This is a genomic window from Bradyrhizobium sp. KBS0727, from assembly GCF_005937885.2.
GTDB lineage: Bacteria > Pseudomonadota > Alphaproteobacteria > Rhizobiales > Xanthobacteraceae > Bradyrhizobium.
In genome coordinates, this window is record NZ_CP042176.1 from 6,082,012 (window position 1) to 6,101,377 (window position 19,366).

The 19,366-nt window shown below is 64.6% G+C and carries 15 protein-coding genes; 10 read left to right on the plus strand and 5 right to left on the minus strand.

The genetic code is table 11. The features are described from left to right. Positions 1-3: 3 nt before the first annotated feature. The 8 genes from FFI89_RS28390 (at position 4) to flhA (ending at position 13,841) form a co-directional block, all read left to right on the plus strand. Positions 4-411, plus strand: coding sequence for a FixH family protein (locus FFI89_RS28390; protein WP_138830826.1), 408 nt, complete (start codon positions 4-6; stop codon positions 409-411). Next, entirely contained in the window at positions 408-1,778 is a 1,371-nt protein-coding gene (locus tag FFI89_RS28395) for an efflux RND transporter periplasmic adaptor subunit (protein ID WP_138830827.1), read from the plus strand. Before FFI89_RS28390 ends, FFI89_RS28395 begins: the two co-directional genes overlap by 4 nt. Then, on the plus strand, positions 1,775-4,972 hold the full coding sequence (locus FFI89_RS28400) for an efflux RND transporter permease subunit (protein WP_138830828.1): 3,198 nt from the start codon (positions 1,775-1,777) through the stop codon (positions 4,970-4,972). The genes FFI89_RS28395 and FFI89_RS28400 overlap by 4 nt, the downstream gene beginning before the upstream one ends. A 75-nt stretch (positions 4,973-5,047) precedes the next feature. After that, the gene (locus FFI89_RS28405) at positions 5,048-5,425 is read left to right on the plus strand and encodes a hypothetical protein (protein WP_246669283.1); all 378 of its coding nucleotides are present in this window, start codon (positions 5,048-5,050) and stop codon (positions 5,423-5,425) included. Between the two features lie 55 nt (positions 5,426-5,480). Then, the gene (gene ihpA / locus FFI89_RS28410; RefSeq protein ID WP_138830829.1) at positions 5,481-6,752 is read left to right on the plus strand and encodes a divalent metal ion exporter subunit IhpA; all 1,272 of its coding nucleotides are present in this window, start codon (positions 5,481-5,483) and stop codon (positions 6,750-6,752) included. Beyond that, on the plus strand, positions 6,749-7,729 hold the full coding sequence (ihpB, locus tag FFI89_RS28415; protein ID WP_138830830.1) for a divalent metal ion exporter adaptor subunit IhpB: 981 nt from the start codon (positions 6,749-6,751) through the stop codon (positions 7,727-7,729). The genes ihpA and ihpB overlap by 4 nt, the downstream gene beginning before the upstream one ends. Then, positions 7,722-10,916, plus strand: a complete 3,195-nt coding sequence (locus tag FFI89_RS28420; RefSeq protein WP_138830831.1) for an efflux RND transporter permease subunit — start codon at positions 7,722-7,724, stop codon at positions 10,914-10,916. The genes ihpB and FFI89_RS28420 overlap by 8 nt, the downstream gene beginning before the upstream one ends. 795 nt (positions 10,917-11,711) lie before the next feature. Next, entirely contained in the window at positions 11,712-13,841 is a 2,130-nt protein-coding gene (flhA, locus tag FFI89_RS28425; protein WP_168213081.1) for a flagellar biosynthesis protein FlhA, read from the plus strand. Between the two features lie 138 nt (positions 13,842-13,979). Here flhA and FFI89_RS34610 read toward each other — a convergent pair whose 3' ends face one another. Then, a complete protein-coding gene (locus FFI89_RS34610) occupies positions 13,980-14,150 on the minus strand; it encodes a hypothetical protein (RefSeq protein WP_168213082.1) in 171 nt (56 codons plus the stop codon). Positions 14,151-14,284: 134 nt separating this feature from the next. Between FFI89_RS34610 and FFI89_RS28430 the strand changes: the two genes are divergently transcribed. Next, positions 14,285-14,485: a hypothetical protein gene (locus tag FFI89_RS28430; RefSeq protein WP_138830833.1), complete on the plus strand. Its 201-nt coding sequence runs from the start codon at positions 14,285-14,287 to the stop codon at positions 14,483-14,485. Between the two features lie 204 nt (positions 14,486-14,689). On the opposite strand, the gene FFI89_RS28435 is transcribed toward FFI89_RS28430, so the two are convergent. The 4 genes from FFI89_RS28435 to fliI all read right to left on the minus strand — a co-directional run bounded on the left by FFI89_RS28435 (position 14,690) and on the right by fliI (position 18,162). Further along, positions 14,690-15,559, minus strand: coding sequence for an anti-sigma factor domain-containing protein (locus FFI89_RS28435; protein ID WP_138830834.1), 870 nt, complete (start codon positions 15,557-15,559; stop codon positions 14,690-14,692). Positions 15,560-15,586: 27 nt separating this feature from the next. Next, complete coding sequence (locus FFI89_RS28440; protein WP_138830835.1) at positions 15,587-16,132, minus strand: sigma-70 family RNA polymerase sigma factor; 546 nt, start codon at positions 16,130-16,132, stop codon at positions 15,587-15,589. Between the two features lie 175 nt (positions 16,133-16,307). Next, entirely contained in the window at positions 16,308-16,727 is a 420-nt protein-coding gene (gene fliJ, locus FFI89_RS28445; RefSeq protein WP_138830836.1) for a flagellar export protein FliJ, read from the minus strand. A gap of 109 nt (positions 16,728-16,836) precedes the next feature. Then, positions 16,837-18,162 (minus strand): flagellar protein export ATPase FliI, encoded by a 1,326-nt coding sequence (fliI, locus tag FFI89_RS28450; protein WP_138830837.1) that lies wholly within the window; start codon positions 18,160-18,162, stop codon positions 16,837-16,839. A 366-nt stretch (positions 18,163-18,528) separates the two neighbouring features. Between fliI and ctrA the strand changes: the two genes are divergently transcribed. After that, positions 18,529-19,230 carry a response regulator transcription factor CtrA gene (gene ctrA, locus FFI89_RS28455; RefSeq protein ID WP_008138878.1) on the plus strand — a complete coding sequence of 234 codons (702 nt, stop codon included), beginning with the start codon at positions 18,529-18,531 and terminating at the stop codon, positions 19,228-19,230. The last annotated feature ends 136 nt before the right edge of the window (positions 19,231-19,366 follow it).

Here is a 19,366-nt window from a genome sequence, read left to right on the forward strand (position 1 = left end):
TAGATGAAGACGTCAAACACCAAACGCGCCGTTCAGGCGGCGCTGATCGCGGCCGCCATCGGCTGCGCGAGCACGCAAGCCCTTGCCGATATCAGCGATTACCGGTTCGAACTGGTCGACCAGACCGTCAAGGCCGGCCCCGACAAGATCATCACGATCCGGCTGACGAACCACAAGACCGGCAAGCCGGTGCCCGGCGCCGTGATCTTCGCGACCCGGCTCGACATGGCGCCGGACGCGATGCGGGAGATGGTCACCAAGGTCACACCGGTTCCTGACGCTGAGCCCGGCACCTACAAGTTCCAGGCGACGTTCGGCATGGCCGGCCGCTGGCAACTTTCCCTTGGCGCCAAGATCCAGGGCGAGACCGGCACGCTCGAGAACAAGCTCGTCATCACGGCGCAACCATGAACCGCGCCGTTCTCGCATGCACCGGCGTCGCGTTGATCGCGGCGGCCGGTGCGGGGCTCGTCGCGGCAGCATTCGCCGCCGACGGAGATCGCGCGCCGATCTATTACAGGGATCCCGACGGCAAGCCCGACTACTCGCCGGTCCCGAAGAAGACCCCGGACGGACGCGACTATCGTCCGGTTTCGGCGGACGACAACGCGCGAGTCGACGAGACCCCTGCGGCCTCGGCCGCGGGCTCGGGTTCAAGCACGGGCGGCGACCGCAAGATCAAATATTACCGCAACCCGATGGGCCTTCCCGACACCTCGCCGGTGCCGAAGAAGGACTCGATGGGAATGGACTACATCGCGGTGTTCGACGGAGACGATAGCGACGACGGCACCGTCAAACTGTCGCCCGGCAAGATCCAGCGCACCGGCGTGAAATCCGAACCCGCCGCGCGGCGCACGATCCGCAGTGTGATCCGCGCCCCCGGCACCATCCAGCTCGACGAGCGGCGGATCTCCGTGATCGCGATGCGGTCGGAAAGCTTCGTGCTCAACGTCGCCAATGTCACGACGGGGTCGCACGTCGCCAAGGGCCAGCCCTTGATGGAAATCTACAGCCCGGCGATCGCCTCCGCCGCCGCCGAGTACATCGCCACCATCTCATCGAAGACCACCGCGGGCGACGGCCTGTACGGCCGCGGTTCGCGGCAACGGCTGATCAACCTCGACATGCCGGACGCCGCGATTGCCGCGATCGAGAAAACCCGCAACGTTCCGACTTCGGTCCAGTGGGACTCGCCGCGCGACGGCATCGTGCTGGAACGCAGCGCCATCGAGGGCATGCGGGTGCAGCCGGGCGGCGTGCTGTTCCGGATCGCCGATCACACGGTGGTCTGGGCGCTGATCGACATCGCCGAGCGCGATCTCGGCGCCATCCGCCTCGGCCAGCCGGCCACGGTCAAGGCCCGCAGTTTTCCCGACCGCGACTTCGCCGGCAAGATCGAGGTCATCTATCCCGAGATCAACAAGGAGACGCGAACCGCGCGGCTCCGCGTCGTGCTGCCCAATCCCGAACAACTGCTGCTGCACGACATGTATCTCGACGCCGAGATCGCGATCGGCAGCGGCGCGCCGGTGCTGGCCGTTCCCGAAAGCGCGGTCATGGACACCGGCAGCCGGCAGGCCGTGTTCGTCGACAAGGGACAGGGCCGGCTGGAGCCGCGCGACGTCACGCTCGGTCAGCGCGGCGACGGCTATGTCGAGATACGCGACGGCGTTGCCGAAGGCGAGCCCGTCGTGGTCTCGGCCAATTTCCTTGTCGATGCCGAGAGCAACCTGAAGGCCGCGTTGAAGGGCTTCTCGGAAGGATCCCGCCCATGATCGCGCGCCTCATCGCCTGGTCGGCGCGCAACCTGCTGCTGGTGCTGTTCGGCACCGGCTTTGCGGCCGCCGCCGGCATCTACGCCCTGGTCCACCTGCCGCTCGATGCGATTCCGGATCTCTCCGACACCCAGGTCATCGTCTACACCGAATATCCCGGCCAGGCGCCGCAGGTGATCGAGGACCAGGTCACCTATCCCCTGACGACGGCGATGCTGACGGTGCCGAAATCGAAGGTCGTGCGCGGCTTCTCCTTCTTCGGCGTCTCTTTCGTTTACGTCATCTTCGAGGACGGCACCGACATCTACTGGGCGCGCTCGCGCGTGCTCGAATTCCTCAACGGCGCGGCGCCGCGCCTGCCGTCGGGCGTGACGCCGACGATGGGACCAGATGCCACCGGCGTCGGCTGGGTCTACCAGTACGCGGTGATGTCCAAGGAGTTGAATCTCGCGGACACCCGCGCCATCCAGGATTGGAATCTGAAATTCGCGCTGGCCAAGGCCGAAGGCGTCGCCGAGGTGGCCAGCGTCGGCGGCTTCGTCAGGCAATACAATGTCATCCTCGATCCGCAGCGCATGCGCGACCGCGGCATCACCATGCAAAAAATGCGCGAGGCGATCCGCGCCAGCAATTCCGATGTCGGTGGGCGCACCGTCGAACTCTCCGAATTCGAATATGTGATCCGCGGCAAGGGCTACCTCAAGAGCATCAACGACCTTGGCAACGTTGTGTTGAAGGCGAGTGGCGGCACGCCGGTGCTGTTGCGCGACGTCGCCCGCGTCGAGCTCGGTCCCGACGAGCGGCGCGGCATCACCGAACTCAACGGCGAAGGCGAGGTCGCCAGCGGCATCGTGCTGCAGCGCTTCGGAGTCAACGCGCTCGACGTCATCGAGAACGTCAAGAAACGCTTTGCGGAAATCGCCTCCAGCCTGCCGAAATCGGTCGAGATCGTGCCGGTCTACGACCGCTCGAACCTGATCAACGCGGCGATCGAGACGCTCAAACACACGCTGTTCGAGGAAAGCGTCGTCGTGGCGCTGGTCTGCATCGTGTTCCTGCTGCATGTCCGCAGCGCTTTGGTGGCGATCCTGATGCTGCCGGTCGGCGTGTTGATGGCGTTCGGCGCCATGAAGCTATTGGGCCTCGGCTCCAACATCATGAGCCTCGGTGGCATTGCGATTGCGATCGGCGCCATGGTCGACGCCGCGATCGTGATGATCGAGAACGCCCACAAGCACCTGGAACGGGCCGCACCCGGCAAATCCCGTGTCGAGATATTGATCGAGGCTGCGTCGGAGGTCGGTCCAGCGCTGTTTTTCAGCCTGTTGATCATCACCGTCTCCTTCATGCCGATCTTCACGCTGGAGTCGCAGGAGGGGCGGTTGTTCAGCCCGCTGGCGTTCACCAAGACATTCTCGATGGCAGCGGCGGCGCTGTTGTCGGTGACGCTGGTGCCGGCGTTGATGGTGATCTTCGTTCGCGGCAAGATCGTTGCGGAGCACAAGAACCCGATCAACCGCTTCCTGATCTGGGTCTACCGGCCCGTGATCAAGGGCGTGATGCGCGCCAAGACCCTCGTCATCGTTCTCGCACTGGCTACTCTCGCAGTCAGCGTCTGGCCGGCGCGACAGCTCGGTACCGAGTTCATGCCGAACCTGAACGAAGGCACCCTGCTCTACATGCCGACCACGCTGCCGGGAATCTCCGTCACCAAGGCCGCTGAATTGCTGCAGATGCAGGACCGCATCATCCGCTCGTTTCCGGAAGTCGCCTCGGTCTATGGCAAGGCCGGACGCGCCGCCACCGCGACCGATCCGGCACCCTCCGAAATGTTCGAGACCGTGGTCAATCTCAAGCCAAAGGAACAATGGCGGGCCGGCCTCACGGTCGACGGCCTGATCGCCGAGATGGACAAGGCGCTGCAGTTTCCCGGCGTATCGAACGCCTGGACGATGCCGATCAAGGCCCGCATCGACATGCTGTCGACCGGCATCCGCACGCCCATCGGCGTCAAGGTGATCGGCACCGATCTGGTCGAGATCGACCGGCTCGCCAAGCAGATCGAGCAGATCATCAAAGCCGTGCCCGGCACCGCGTCGGCCTATGCCGAGCGTGGCATCGGCGGCTACTATCTCGATGTGACGCCGGATCGCAACGCGCTGGCGCGCTACGGCATCGCGGTCCAGGACGTGCAGGATACGGTGGCGACCGCGCTCGGCGGCCAGACCGTGACCACGACGGTGGAAGGCCGCCAGCGCTTCACCGTCAACATGCGCTACCCGCGCGATCTCCGCGACAACCCGCAGGCGATCGCCAGTGATGTGCTGGTGCCGATGCCGGCGGGCGGCGCCGTGCCACTCGGCGAGGTCGCCACAGTGGCGCCGGCGCGCGGGCCAACCACGATCCGCACTGAGAACGGCCAGCTGGCAACCTACATCTATGTCGATATCCGCGACCGCGATCTCGGCGGCTACGTTGCCGAAGCGCGGCAGGCGGTGCAGGCAGGCATCGCGTTTCCACCGGGCTATTACGTGATGTGGAGCGGCCAGTACGAATACCTGGAACGCGCCACCGCGCGGCTCAGAATCGTCGTGCCGGTGACGCTGCTGATCATCTTCCTGCTGCTCTATTTGAACTTCCGCTCGATCGTCGAGACCATGATCGTGATGCTGTCGCTGCCGTTCGCGCTGGTCGGCGGCCTCTGGCTGATGTGGTGGCTCGGCTTCAACTTGTCGGTGGCGGTCGCCGTCGGCTTCATCGCGCTCGCCGGCGTCGCCGCCGAGACCGGCGTCGTGATGCTGATGTACCTGAACCAGGCGTTGGCCCAGATCGCGGCACAACGCGCCGGCCAAGGCCGCGCCGTGACGCGCGGCGATCTCTACGACGCCATCATGGAAGGCGCGGTCGAGCGCGTGCGCCCGAAGATGATGACGGTGGTCGCGATCATGGCCGGCCTGTTGCCGATCATGTGGAGCAGCGGCACCGGCTCCGAGATCATGCAGCGCATCGCGGTGCCGATGATTGGCGGCATGGTGTCGTCGACGCTGCTGACGCTGATCGTGATTCCGGCGGTGTTCGGACTGGTCAAGGGCTGGCGTTTGCCGAACGAACCGCGCGCCGATGTCAAGCCTCCGCCGCCGCCCGTGCGCGCCGCGGTCGAATCAAAGCGGGAGATTCCGGAACCCGCCGCCTGAAAACGCGCGTGTGGAACGTTACTTTGTTGCACGTCGACTCCCGATCAGCCGCCGTGCTAGACACCCTCCGCAACCATGCGAGTAGCCGCCCTGAAACCCGCCGCCCATCGATCTGGATTACGCCGCCTGCGCACCGCGCGCGGGTTCGCGGCCGTCTTGATGATGGCGGTGTATCTGTTGGCCGGCGCGCTGCACGGCGTGTGCGATCTCGACGTCGCCAATCCTATCGGCAAGGGCGCCGTCACCATGACCGCGGCCACGGACATCGACGCCTCCGGCAAGACCGTGGCCGCCGAACATCACTGTCACGGCTGCTTCTCGGTGTCGGTCCCGGCGCCGCTGCTGGCCAGCATCGTCATCGAACCGAAGCCCGCCACGCCGGCCGCGCCGCGCGCCGACGGCGCCGGTCTGGTTCCGGGCATCGATACCCCTCCGCCCAAATTCCTGAGCTGAACGCAGTCGCCGAGCGCATCTGCGCCCAATGTCGCCGTACGTCAGGTAAGTCTTCATGTTCTCGAGAGCCGCCACGCGTCTTGCGTGCGCGACGGTATTGCTGGTCAGCCCATGGCTGGCGGGTGCCGCGCATTCACAAACCCTCACTTTGGGGACCGCGCTGCAGCGCGCGCTCGCCGCCAGTCCGCGGCTGACCGCAGCCGAGCGCGACGTCGGCATCGCCACGGGCCAGCGCATCCAGGCCGGCGCGTTGATCAATCCCGAACTCTCCTATGAACAGGACAATTCGTTCGGCTCCGGCAAATATAGTGGCACCAAGTCGGCCGAGACCACGTTGCAGATCAGCCAGCTGTTCGAACTGTTCGGCAAGCGTGACGCGCGCATCGCCGCGGGCGTGGCCGGTGTCGAGACGGCGGCGATCCAGCGCAAGGCCGTCAGGCTCGAAATATTGTCGGAGACCGCGATTGCCTTTCTCAGCGTGCTGGGGCTGCAGCGCCGGATCCAGATCCTCGACGAACAGGTCGCCGACATCGACCGAATCACGCCGCTGCTGCAGCGACGGGTCGAGGCCGGCGCCTCCTCGCCGGCGGAAACCGGCCGGGCCGAGGTCGCCTCCGCCCTGGTGAAGGCCGATCGCGAACGGGCGCGCGCCGCGCTCGCCAGCGCCAGGCGCGAACTCGCGATCCTGATGGGCGATACGTCCGCGAAGTTCTCGACCGTCTCGGGCAAGCTCGATGCCACCGGTCGGCCGCCATCGTTCGCGGCCGTCGTGGCCGCGATCGACGCCAATCCGCAACTGATGCGCTGGACCGCGGTCTACGCACAGCGCAATGCCGAACTGCTGCTGGCGCGGCTGAAACCCTATCCGGATGTACGGTTCGCCGCAGGCTGGCGGCATTACAACGAAAGCAACGCCGACGCCGTCAGGCTCACGCTCGCGGTCCCGATCCCGGTGTTCGACCAGAACCAGGGCAACATTCTTTCGGCGCAGGAGAGCCTCGACAAGACCAGGGCCGAGCGTGACGCCAACCGGAACACGCTGATCGTGCTGGCGGGGCGCGCCTACGATTCGCTGCAGGGCTCGCTGCGCGAACTGGCGGTGCTGCGCGACACTGCGGTGCCGAAGTCGCGTCTGGCCGCGGATGCGATCTCTGGGGGATACGGCCAGGGGCGCTTCACGCTGCTCGAAGTGCTGGACGCGCAGGCCAGCGTCGCCCAGGCGCGCCTTCGCGAACAGGAAGCGCTGCAGAATTTCCACGTCGCCGTCGCCACCATCGAAGGACTGGTCGGCAATCCCTTTGCACTGGCGCGGGAGAGCGCACGATGAAGCGATCGACCATTCTGACCGGCGTGATTGCGGCGATCGCAATCGGCGCGTTCGGCTATCGGATGCTGTCCCCTCCCTTGGCCCGCGAACCCGCGGCGCAAACCGAAAAGAAGGAATCGAAGGCCGCCAATGAGCACGTGGCGCCGGACGAACACGCCGCCGATCGTATCCTGATCAGCGACGTCAAACTCGCCGCCGCCGGCGTGGTGCTGTCGGAAGCCGGCGCCGTCACGCTCAGCGACACGCTGCAGTTCAACGGCCTGCTGCGCGCCAACCAGGAAGCCGTCGTGCAGGTGACGCCGCGGTTTCCCGGGATCGTGCGCGCCATCCGCAAGCGCATCGGCGACGCGGTCGCCAGGGACGAGGCGATGGCCTCGATCGAGAGCAACCAGAGCCTGACCGTCTATGAACTCAAGGCGCCGATCGGCGGAACGGTGATCGAGCGGCAGATATCGCTCGGCGAGTACGCTTCGGAACAGAAACCCGCCTTCGTCGTCGCGGACCTGTCGTCGATCTGGGTCGACCTGTCGATCTACCGGCAGGATCTCAAGCGGGTGCGGATCGGCGACGAGGTGCTGATCGACCCCGAGGACGGCGGCGGCGACATCAAGGGATCGATCTCCTATGTCGCGCCGATCGGCGCCAGCGACACCCAGACGGCGCTGGCCCGCCTCGTGCTGCCGAATCCGGACGGCCGGCTGCGGCCGGGACTGTTCGTCACCGCGCGGCTGGTGCTGGCCAAGCGCCAGGTTGCCGTCGCGGTGCGCGCCGGCGCGATCCAGACGCTGGAGAACAAGACCGTCGTGTTCGTGCGCGAGAACGGCGACAAGATCGAGGCCCGTCCGGTCGAACTCGGCGAGGCCGATCCGAAGTTCGTCGAGATCCGTGCCGGATTATCTGCCGGCGAACGCTACGTCGCCGAGAACAGTTTCGTGGTGAAGGCCGAGATGGGCAAGGGAGACGGCGACCATGATTGACGCCATCCTCGCCTTCGCCATCCGGCAGCGCTGGCTGGTTCTGTTGCTGACGCTCGGAGCCGGCGTCTTCGGGGCGTGGAATTTCACCCGGCTTCCGATCGACGCGCTGCCCGATATCACCAACGTTCAGGTGCAGATCAATACCTCTGCGCCCGGCTATTCGCCGCTCGAAGCCGAACAGCGGATCACCTTTCCGATCGAGACGGCCATGGGCGGACTGCCCAAGCTGCAATATACTCGCTCGCTGTCGCGCTACGGCTTGAGCCAGGTCACCGTGATCTTCCAGGACGGCACCGATCTCTATTTCGCCCGCCAGCTCGTCAACGAACGCATCCAGCAGGTGCGGGATCAATTGCCGTCGGGAATCGAAACCACGATGGGGCCGATCTCGACCGGTCTCGGCGAAATCTACATGTACACCGTGGAGGCGAAGCCCGGCGCCCGAACCCCGGGCGGCGGCGAATACACCACGACCGAACTGCGAACCATTCAGGACTGGATCATCAAGCCGCAATTGCGCACCGTGCCCGGCGTGATCGAGGTCAATTCGATCGGCGGCTTCGCGCGCCAGTTTCACGTGCAGCCCGATCCCGGCCGGCTGATGGCCTACAAAATCGGTTTTCGCGACGTCATGACGGCGCTGGCCAGCAACAACGCCAATGTCGGCGCCGGCTATATCGAGCGCAACGGCGAGCAGTACCTGGTGCGCGCCCCGGGCCAGGTGTCCTCGATCGAGGAAATCCGCGACATCGTGATCGGCTCGCGCGGCGGCGTGCCGGTGCGGATCCGTGACATCGCGGATGTCCAGGAGGGCAAGGAACTGCGCACCGGCGCGGCGACGGTAAACGGCGCCGAAACGGTGCTCGGGACCGCGATGCTGCTGATCGGTGAAAACAGCCGCACGGTGGCACAGCGGGTGGCCGCCAAACTTCAGGAGATCGCGAAGTCGCTGCCCGAGGGCGTCGTGGCGCGCGCCGTCTACGACCGCACCCACCTTGTCGAAGCCACCATCGCGACGGTGCAAACGAACCTGCTGGAGGGCGCGCTGCTGGTCATCGCGATCCTGTTCCTGATCCTGGGCAATATCCGCGCCGCCATCGTCACCGCCTGCGTGATTCCGCTCTCCATGCTGTTCACGATCACCGGCATGGTGGAGACGAAGGTCAGCGCCAATTTGATGAGCCTCGGCGCCATCGATTTCGGCATCATCATCGACGGCGCCGTGATCATCGTCGAGAACTGCCTGCGGCTGCTGGCGCAGGAACAGCACCGCCGCGGACGCCTGCTGTCGCTCGACGAGCGGCTGCGCACGATTCTGGACGGCTCAACGGAGGTGATCCGGCCGAGCCTGTTCGGAACCCTGATCATCGGCGTGGTCTACCTGCCGGTACTGACCCTGACCGGAACCGAAGGCAAGATGTTCACGCCGATGGCGCTGACAGTGCTGATGGCGCTGGCGGCGGCCGCGCTATTGTCTGTCACCTTCGTTCCCGCGGCCGTCGCGATCATGGTGCGCGGCAGGGTGGCCGAGGGAGAGAACATTTTCATGCGTGGCGCCCGGCAGCTGTATTTGCCGCTGCTCGGGCGCGCCATCGCGTATCGCCACGCCGTGGCGCTGCTGGCCGTCGTGATCGTCGCCGCCAGCGGTTACGCCGCCACCCGGATGGGCGGCGAGTTCATCCCGAGCCTCGATGAGGGCGACGCCACCGTCGAGACGCTCCGGATCCCCGGCACCAGCCTGACGCAGAGCGTGGAGATGCAGCAGCGGCTCGAACTGGCCCTCAAGGAAGTGCCCGAGGTCGCCTCGGTGTTCTCCAAGATCGGCACCGCTGAGATCGCCAACGATCCGATGCCGGTGAATGCGGGCGACACCTACGTCATGCTGAAACCGCGGGAGCAATGGCCCGACAGCGGCAAGTCCAAGAACGAGTTGTTCGAGGAACTCGAGGCCGTGGCGAACCGCCTGCCCGGTACCTCCTACAGCATGACCCAGCCGATCCAGATGCGGTTCAACGAACTGATCGGCGGCATCCGCAGCGATGTCGGCGTCAAGATCTTCGGTGACGATCTCGACATCCTGCTTGGCGTCGCGCAGCAGGTGCAGTCGGCGGTCAAGGGCATCCGGGGCGCGGTCGACGTCAAGACCGAACAGGTGGCCGGGCTTCCGGTATTGACCGTCAAGCTCGAACGGCAGGCCTTGTCGCGCTATGGCCTGAGCGTCGGCGACGTTCAGAACGTCATCGGGATCGCGGTTGGCGGCAAGAGCGCCGGCAAACTGTTCGAGGGCGACCGGCGCTTCGATATCGTGGTTCGTCTGCCCGAGAAGCTGCGCGGCAATATCGAGACCATCCGGGCAATACCGATACCGTTGCCGCCGCAGGAGGATTCAGCGCCCGGACTGCTGCGAACCGGATTGTCGGGCGCTGCGGCGGCGGCGATGCGTTACGTCCCGCTTTCTTCCGTCGCCTCGATCGACGTCGCCTCCGGCCCCAACCAGATCAGCCGGGAGAACGGCAAGCGGCGCGTCGTCGTGACCATGAACGTGCGCGAACGCGATCTGGGTTCGTTCGTCGCCGAGGCGCAAGGGGCCGTCGCCGAAAAGGTCAAGCTGCCGGCCGGTTACTGGATCGGCTGGGGCGGCCAGTTCGAGCAGTTCGTCTCCGCCGCCAAGCGGCTCACCATCGTCGTTCCCATAGCGCTGCTGCTGGTGCTGCTGTTGCTGTTCATGAGCATGGGCTCGATGGCGGATGCGCTTCTGGTATTCAGCGGCGTGCCGCTGGCACTGACCGGCGGGATTCTCGCGCTGCTGTTGCGCGGCATTCCGCTGTCGATCAGCGCCGGCGTCGGCTTTATCGCCCTGTCCGGCGTGGCCGTGCTGAACGGCCTCGTCATCGTCGCCTTCATCGAAAGGCTGCGGCGCGAGGGCGCGCCCGTCATTGATGCCGTCCGCGATGGCGCGCTGACCCGGCTGCGGCCGGTCCTGATGACGGCGCTGGTGGCTTCGCTCGGCTTCATCCCGATGGCAATCGCGACCGGCGCGGGCGCCGAAGTGCAGCGGCCGCTTGCGACCGTCGTGATCGGCGGCATCATCTCCTCGACGATCCTGACCCTGCTGGTGCTGCCGGCGCTGTATGTCCTGTTCCGGAAGGATTCAGTGCCCGCGGCCGAAGGAGCGGCTTCCGGTTGACCGGCGACGGCAATACATCGGTATGGGAGGGCCACGAAATGATCGTACGATCTCGATCTGTTGCAGCCGGAATGCTGCTGAGCCTTACCTTACCTGTGTCTCAGGGTCGCTGCGCGCGGCGGCGCCGGTAGCGCAGATCCACCCTGGAATCCGGAACACATCAGCATGTTGCCGGCGGAAGTTAGAAGCGCGCTCCAGCACCTTTGCGGACCGTCATTGCAGGCAGCGCACTACTTCGCGACCTATTCCGAAAATTCCCGATTTCTCAATCTACACTTTGAAAAATCCCAATGCGGGTCGCAAAATGTGTGCACGCAAGCGGGCTGCCTGCATCAGGTCTACGTGATGAGCCACGGACGGTACCGGCTATTGCGAAGCTACTACGGCTCCCCCAACGACTGAGACGAAGAGAAGCCGGCACGTTGTTGTCCTCTTCCGTTGTCCCGGCCTTGAGCCGGGACAACGGGCGACGCGGGGCCACTTCGTCATTCCGGGCGCATCGAAGATGCGAACCCGGAATCTCGAGATTCCCCAGGGTGCGATTGCACCCCTGAGGTTCGATGCTTCGCATCGCCCCGGAATGACGGTCTTTATGACCGGCGCGGGACCCCGTTAACCCTTTGCTAACCATGCACCCGGCAATAATTGCCGAGTGAAGTCGAGTGTCGTCGATCGCGTAAAACGGGAGACCCCGTGGACGCCAGTGCGGTACCTCACTTTCGAACCGTCGGCCCTTCGGCCGTCGCGCAGACGCTGGGCGGCCGCGGCCGCCACGCGCGGGGGGAGGCTGCAACCATGGTCGACATCACGGCAGGTCAAGGTGCTGGAACCGGCAACGGCTTCAGCCTCAGTGAAATCGGCGATATTCTGAAGCGCGGCGATCTGGCGCTGGCGTTCGGCGTCCTCACCATCCTGGTAGTGCTGATCCTGCCGCTGCCTTCGATCGTGCTGGACCTGTTTCTGGCGATCTCGATCACGGTCTCGATCCTGATCCTGATGACGTCGCTGTTCATCCAGGCGCCGCTGGAATTCTCATCGTTTCCGACCATCCTGCTGATTTCGACCATGCTGCGGCTGTCGCTGAACATGGCCTCGACCCGGCTGATCCTGTCGAAGGGCCATGAGGGCACGGCGGCCGCCGGCCACGTCATCGAGGCGTTCGGCAACTTCGTCATGAGCGGTAATTTCGTGATCGGAATTATCGTGTTCGCGATTCTCGTGATCGTGAACTTCGTCGTCATCACCAAGGGTTCGGGCCGCATCGCCGAAGTCGCCGCCCGATTCCAGCTGGACTCGATGCCGGGCAAGCAGATGGCGATCGACGCCGACCTGTCGGCCGGACTGATCGACGAAAAGACCGCCAAGGCGCGCCGCAAGGAACTGGAGGACGAAAGCGGCTTCTTCGGCGCCATGGACGGCGCCTCGAAATTCGTCCGCGGCGACGCCATCGCGGGCCTTCTGATCGTCTTCATCAACGTCATCGGCGGCATCATCATCGGCGTCGCGCAACAGGGGCTCTCCTTTGGCGACGCCGCCCGCACCTATACCGTGCTGACGGTCGGCGACGGCCTGGTCACGCAGGTGCCGGCGCTGATCGTTTCGACCGCGGCGGGTCTGCTGGTGTCGAAGGCCGGCATCACCGGCGCCGCCGACAAGGCGCTGATGAAGCAGCTCTCGGGCTACCCGCAGGCGCTCGGCATGTCGGCCGGCGTGATGCTGGTGCTGGCGCTGCTGCCGGGCATTCCGATGCTGCCGTTCCTCGCGCTCGGCGGCGGCGCTGCCGCGCTGGCCTGGAAGGCGCGCAACCACAACCGCAGCACCAAGGCCAAGGCAGCCGCCGAATTGGCAGCGCCCGAGCTCGCGGCAGCCGCCGCTTCTGCCGCGGCGGAAGAGCCGATCTCCACCGCGCTCAAGATCGACGACCTCAAGATCGAGCTCGGCTACGCGTTGCTGCCGCTGGTCAACGGCCCCGACGGCACCGACCGCCTGACCGAGCAGATCAAGGCGCTGCGCCGTTCGCTCGCGGTCGAAATGGGCTTTGTGATGCCGGCGGTGCGCATCCTCGACAACGTCCAGCTCGAGGCCAACACCTACATCATCAAGATCAAGGAAGTCGACGCCGGCACCGGCAAGATCTGGCCGAACCACTTCATGGTCATGGACCCTGCCGGAAACCAGGTGAGCCTGCCCGGCATTCACACCGTCGAGCCGACTTTTGGATTGCCCGCAACCTGGGTCGATGCCGCGCTCAAGGAAGAAGCTTCGCTCAAGGGCTACACGGTGGTCGATTCCGCCACCGTGCTGTCGACCCACCTGACGGAACTGCTGAAGAACAACATGTCGGACCTGCTGTCCTATGGCGAGGTTCAGAAACTCCTGAAGGACCTGCCGAAGGAACAGGGCGAACTGGTCAAGGATATCGTGCCCTCCAGTGTCACGGTCTCCGGCATCCAGCGCGTGCTGCAACTGCTGCTGGCCGAGCGTATCTCGATCCGCGACCTCTCGACCATCCTCGAAGGCATCGCCGATGCGCTGGCGTTCTCGCGCAATCCCGCCACCATGGTCGAGCATGTCCGCGCCCGGCTGGCACGGCAGATCTGCGCCCAGAACACCTCCCACAACGGCTATCTGCCGCTGATCGCTCTGTCGGCGCGCTGGGAACAGGCGTTTGCCGAATCTATCATCGGCAGCGGCGAGGATCGCAGCCTCGCGATGCAGCCGTCCAAGCTGTCGGAGTTCATGACCGCCGTGCGCAACTGCTTTGAACAGGCCGCCCGCGAAGGCGAGGCGCCGGTGCTGGTGACGTCGGCGGCGATCCGCCCGTTCGTGCGGTCGCTGGTCGAGCGTTTCCGGGCGCAAACCACCGTGCTGTCGCAGGCGGAAATCCACCCCCGCGCCCGGCTGAAGACGGTCGGCAGCGTCTAGAGCCATTCCCGTTTCGATTGGATCGAAACCGGACTCCAGATTCTTAATTTTTGACGCGTTTTCTTGACGCGAACCGGATCCACCTCGCTGGAAAACGCCATAGGCGGTTTCCTGGCGGGGAGCCGCGTCGGGCCCAAATCAGCGCAAGGCCGGCGAAGCATTTTCGCCACAGGCAAACGGTTTGTTGGAATCGGCCATTTCGGCGCCGGTCCGCACCTTCGCCGGAAATAACCAATCAAGATATTGAACAATATATCGAATTTCTGATTTCAGACGCCCGTGCCGAGTGGCCTGATCGCGGCGGTTCAAGTCTTTTCACCGCCTTGTGATCGCATCTGTGGAACCAAACCGGGAATTCCTACGTTTCCTGTCGCGAGACGTTGAACCTGCCTGTGCTTGAGACCGACGAAATTTCACAGGCCGGAAGGCGGCAGGAGACTTCCATGAACCACTCGATTTACAGCGCGGATCGCACGACCCATCTCAAGATCGTGGTCGTGGCGCTCGTCGCGGGTATCCTGGTCGCCGGGTTCAGCATCTCGACGCGCAACAGTTCGGATGAAGGGTTCACCCAGACCGCGCGCGTGATGAAGGCCGGCAAGCCGGTCGTGATTACCAGCTCAGGCAACTCCGTCGTCCGGTAAACGAACGCTGGCTGGTGCGCTAAAGGAATTAACGGAATTCACGCGGCTCTTTATAGCCCCCCAAAGTCGCCACGTGGATATTAAGACCCCAACTACCCCAAGTTGACTGAGAAAGCGCCCGCTCCCCACGGGCGTTTTCTTTTTGCGCCCACGGGCGTTTTCTTTTTGCGGGGTATCGCAATCGGCGTGGCGGCCAGCCAGGGATCAGCGCGCCGCGGGCACGGTCTCGATCAGCTTGCCGGTATAGATCGGGGTCGAGTGCGGCTTGCCGTCGGGCGAGCCGCCGGCCTGTTCGACCGTCACCGCATAGGTTGCAGCGTTGATCGTGTTGGCGTCGTAGGACGCCAGCAGCGGACGCGTGGTGAAATCGCCGCCGCCGATCACGCCGAGCGAGCGCGGTTGCGGCAGCCGGTCGGAGATCAGCCACAGCTCAAAGCTCTTGCCGGCCTCGGCGGCGTCAGCGCCGACCTTGCGCACCGTGAAATTCTTGGTCGCGGCGTCGACGGTCAGAATGAACGCGGGCGAACCGCCGTCGCGCTGCAAGAGGGCGACATATTGCGCCGAGGGCTGTGCCGGCGGCGCCGGCGTCTTGACCTCGACAGTCCTGATGCGCGGCTTGGCGCGGAGCCCTTCAGGCAAAAGATCCGGCGCATAGACCTGTACCGCCAGCATCGCGATCAGGGCAGCGGCCAACCCGGTCGCGACCGATGCCAGCGTGCGCATGCGCTTCAGCCGCCCCGACAACTGAATAACGTTGGAATCATCGGCCACGGGCGCCTGCACGATTACGGGCGCGACCGGCGGCGGAGCCGGCGGCGCCTCGGGGAGCACCAGCGGCGCCTGCTCGCCGGAATGCCCGATCGCGGCCTTGATGTTCTCCCACACGATCGGCCGCGGCTCGACCGAACCGACCATCTGGTTCAGCACACCGAGCCGGTACTCCCACGCATGGACGACCGCTGTGAACTCGGTGTCGACGGCCATCATCATCTCGACCTGCGTGCGCTCGTCGGCATCGAGGGTACCGAGCGCATATTCCGCCGCGAGCGCGATATGGTCTTCGCTATAGGCCATCGTTCACAGTCCAGACATCCAAAATTACTAGAGTCCGAGACACTCTCGGATATCCATCATGCTGCGACGCAGCCACGTCTTCACCGTATTCACCGGTGTCTCGAACTTGGCGGCCAGTTGCTCGCGGCTCCAGCCATTGTAATAGGCCAGCAACACCAGCTTCTGCCGATCCGGCTCGAGGCGCCCAACGCACTCCAGCAACCGCTTCAACTCTTCCGTCATCTCGCGCCGCGCCAGCGGATCGGGTGAATCGGCCGCCACTTCCATCGCGGTCGGCTCCTCCTCGATCGAGGCCTCACTCTTCTTGCGCACCACGTCGATCGCCCGGTTGCGCGCGATCGATGCCATCCATGTAATCGGTGAAGACAGGCCGGGATTGAACTGTCCGGCGCTGTTCCAGATCTTGACGTATGCCTCCTGAATGACCTCCTCGGCGAGATCCTGTCGCCGCAAGATACGGAGCACCACGCCAAAGAGTTTCGCGCGCGTGGCGGCGTAAAGGCGCTCGAAAGCGGCCTCATCCCCCTTCGCCACAGCGGCAATCAGCCAGACCAGCTCAGCTGGCGTCAGCATTCAGCGTCCCCCAAATCGCGATCCCCCATCGCGGCTTACGCCGGGAGCAATCGACCATCCTCGTAGCATACCCTGCGCCAAACCGGCCACCAAGTTGCAGCGCCCACCGGATCAACAAAGAAAAGCCCGGGCCTTGCAGCCCGGGCTTCGATCGTTGAGAATCAGCGGTAGCGCGTCAGGCGATCGCGCCGATGCGCGCACGCATCAGGCCGATGGAGTCCATGTCGGCCTGCTCCCGGGCGCTCTCCTCGGCGCGTTCGCGCGCCTGGTCACGCTCGTCGAGCAGTTCGACCTTCTTGAGCTCCTCGAACGCCTCGCCGAGCAGGCTCTTGGCATCCTCGAGCTGGATGCGCAGTTCGTCGGCGGAGCGGGTCAGGTTTTCGCGGCGCTGAATCGCCGCCTTGGCGTAGGTCGGATAGGCAAAATGGGAGGGATCGTTGATCCCGGCCCGGTCCTGTTCGGTCTGGATTTCGCGCTCGAGGTCGACCGACATGCGCTGGAAATCGGCGATCATGCCTTCGATCTGGGTGACCCTTCGGCGCTTTTCATCCACCTGAAATTTCTTCAGGCGGATCAGCGTTTCACGTGACTTCATCGACTCATACTCCCCAGAAGTCCCAATATTGTACGCGGGACAAAGCCGGCTCCCCCCAGGGCCCCGCCGGCATGGCTAATCAGGTGCCGGCGATGATGGCCTGACAAAGTTAGCGTTCCGTTTCCAAATTTGTCAGGATTTCCGCCAATTGGCGGTAGCCGTCGGCCAGGCTCGAATTTTCGTCCTGGGACTGGCGCAGGAAGCCCTCCAGCGGCTCATGCAGCCGGATCGCCTCATCGACCTCCGGGCTTGAGCCCGCCCGGTAGGCGCCGAGCCGGATCAGCTCCTCCATGTCGGCGTAGGTCGCCATCACCTGGCGAGCCCTGGTGATCACGGGCAGATAGGCCGGATCGGCCGACCGCGGCATCGTGCGGGACACCGATCTGAGGATGTTGATCGCCGGAAACCGTCCGCGCTCGGCGATCGAGCGCTGCATCACGATGTGACCGTCGAGGATGCCGCGCACGGCGTCCGCGATCGGCTCATTATGATCGTCGCCGTCGACCAGAACCGTGAAGATCGCGGTGATGGTGCCGACGCCGGTGCCCGGCCCTGCCCGCTCCAGAAGCTTCGGCAGCTCGGTAAACACGGTCGGGGTATAGCCCTTGGCGGTCGGCGGCTCGCCGGCCGACAGCCCGATCTCGCGCTGCGCCATTGCAAAGCGCGTGACCGAATCCATCAGGCACAGCACGTCCTTGTCCTCGTCACGGAAATATTCCGCGATCGCCAGCGTCAAATAAGCCGCCTGCCGCCGCATCAGGGCCGGCTCGTCGGAGGTCGCGACCACCACCACCGAACGTGCCAGACCTGCCTCGCCAAGGTCTTCCTGCAGGAATTCCTGTACCTCGCGGCCGCGTTCGCCGATCAGGCCGATGACGGTGATGTCTGCATCGACGTTGCGCGCCAGCATCGACAGCAGCACCGACTTGCCGACGCCGGAGCCGGCGAAGATGCCGAGCCGCTGGCCGCGGCAGCAGGTCAGGAAGGTATTGAGCGCGCGAACGCCGAGATCGAGCGGCGCGCCGACGCGCTTGCGCGAATGCGCCGGCGGCGGCGAAGCCCGATACGGCATCGGCGACGGGCCCTGCACCAGCGGCCCCTTGCCGTCGATCGGCTCGCCCATCGCGTTGATCACCCGGCCGAGCCAGGCCGGCGACGGCCGCACCTGGTTCCCGGCACTGGCGATCACGGCGCGGCAGCCGCGCCGGACGCCCTCGAGGCCGCCGAATGGCATGACGACGGCGTTGCTGCCGGAAAAGCCGATGACTTCGGCCGCGATGAAACGGTTGGTGCCGGTCTCGATCACGATACGGGCGCCGACCGACATCGCGTGGATGGGACCCGCGATCTCGACCATCAGCCCGCGCACACCGACCACTCGGCCATAAATATTGACGCCGTCGATGTCGCCGATCTGTTCCGCGAGGGCCTTCATTGCGAAAACCTTAAGTTTCCGCGCTTTTGAGCCCGGCGCTTAACCTCGTGTTTACCCGCATCGTTAATCATTACGTCACTGTCTTTGGTGACTGAGAACGCTCGTCCATCAGAAGAAGGATGAGTCGTGAGAGTCGGTTAGGCCCGCCTCTTAATGTGGAGCTTGAGCGAACACGGTAGGTAAAAGCTGCTTCGACGCAATATCTTAGGGCGATTCGATAAAAATTGCACTGATAGAGCTTGCGAACGGGAATCAGATTTTGTTAACCATGTATCTGTCAGGATCCGAATCAGTTGTTCAAAGGCGTTTTGAGTGCCGCAAGTGCGGCCGACCTGACGCCCGGAGCGGCGACGATAGGGGACTGGCATGCGCGTTTTGCTGATAGAAGATGACAGCGCCGTCGCGCAGTCGATCGAGCTGATGCTTAAATCCGAGAGTTTCAACGTCTATACGACGGACCTCGGAGAAGAAGGCGTCGATCTCGGTAAGCTTTACGATTACGACATTATCCTTCTCGACCTCAACCTGCCCGACATGTCCGGCTACGACGTGCTCAAGCAGCTCCGGGTCTCGAAGATCAAGACCCCCATTCTGATCCTCTCCGGCCTCGCCGGCATCGAGGACAAGGTCAAGGGTCTCGGCGTCGGCGCCGACGACTACATGACCAAGCCCTTCCACAAGGACGAACTGGTCGCCCGCATCCACGCGATCGTGCGCCGTTCCAAGGGCCACGCCCAGTCGGTGATCCAGACCGGCGATCTCGTGGTCAATCTCGACACCAAGACGGTCGAGGTCGGTGGCCAGCGCGTCCACCTGACGGGCAAGGAATACCAGATGCTGGAGCTGCTCTCGCTCCGCAAGGGAACGACCCTCACCAAGGAAATGTTCCTCAACCACCTTTATGGCGGCATGGACGAGCCCGAGCTGAAGATCATCGACGTCTTCATCTGCAAGCTGCGCAAGAAGCTCGCCAATGCCTCCGAAGGCCGCAACTTCATCGAGACCGTGTGGGGCCGCGGCTACGTGCTGCGCGAGCCGCACGAGCATGAAGAGCGCATCCCCGCCTAGACTTTTACGGGTTACCGCGAGCCAAAAGGCTCACTCCTCCCGACTGGACCCCGCCGCAAATGGCGGGGTTTTTGTTTGGGATTGAACCGCGGCCTGGCGTGCATCGACCGATGGTTCGTGCAAGCCTGAGGGCTAG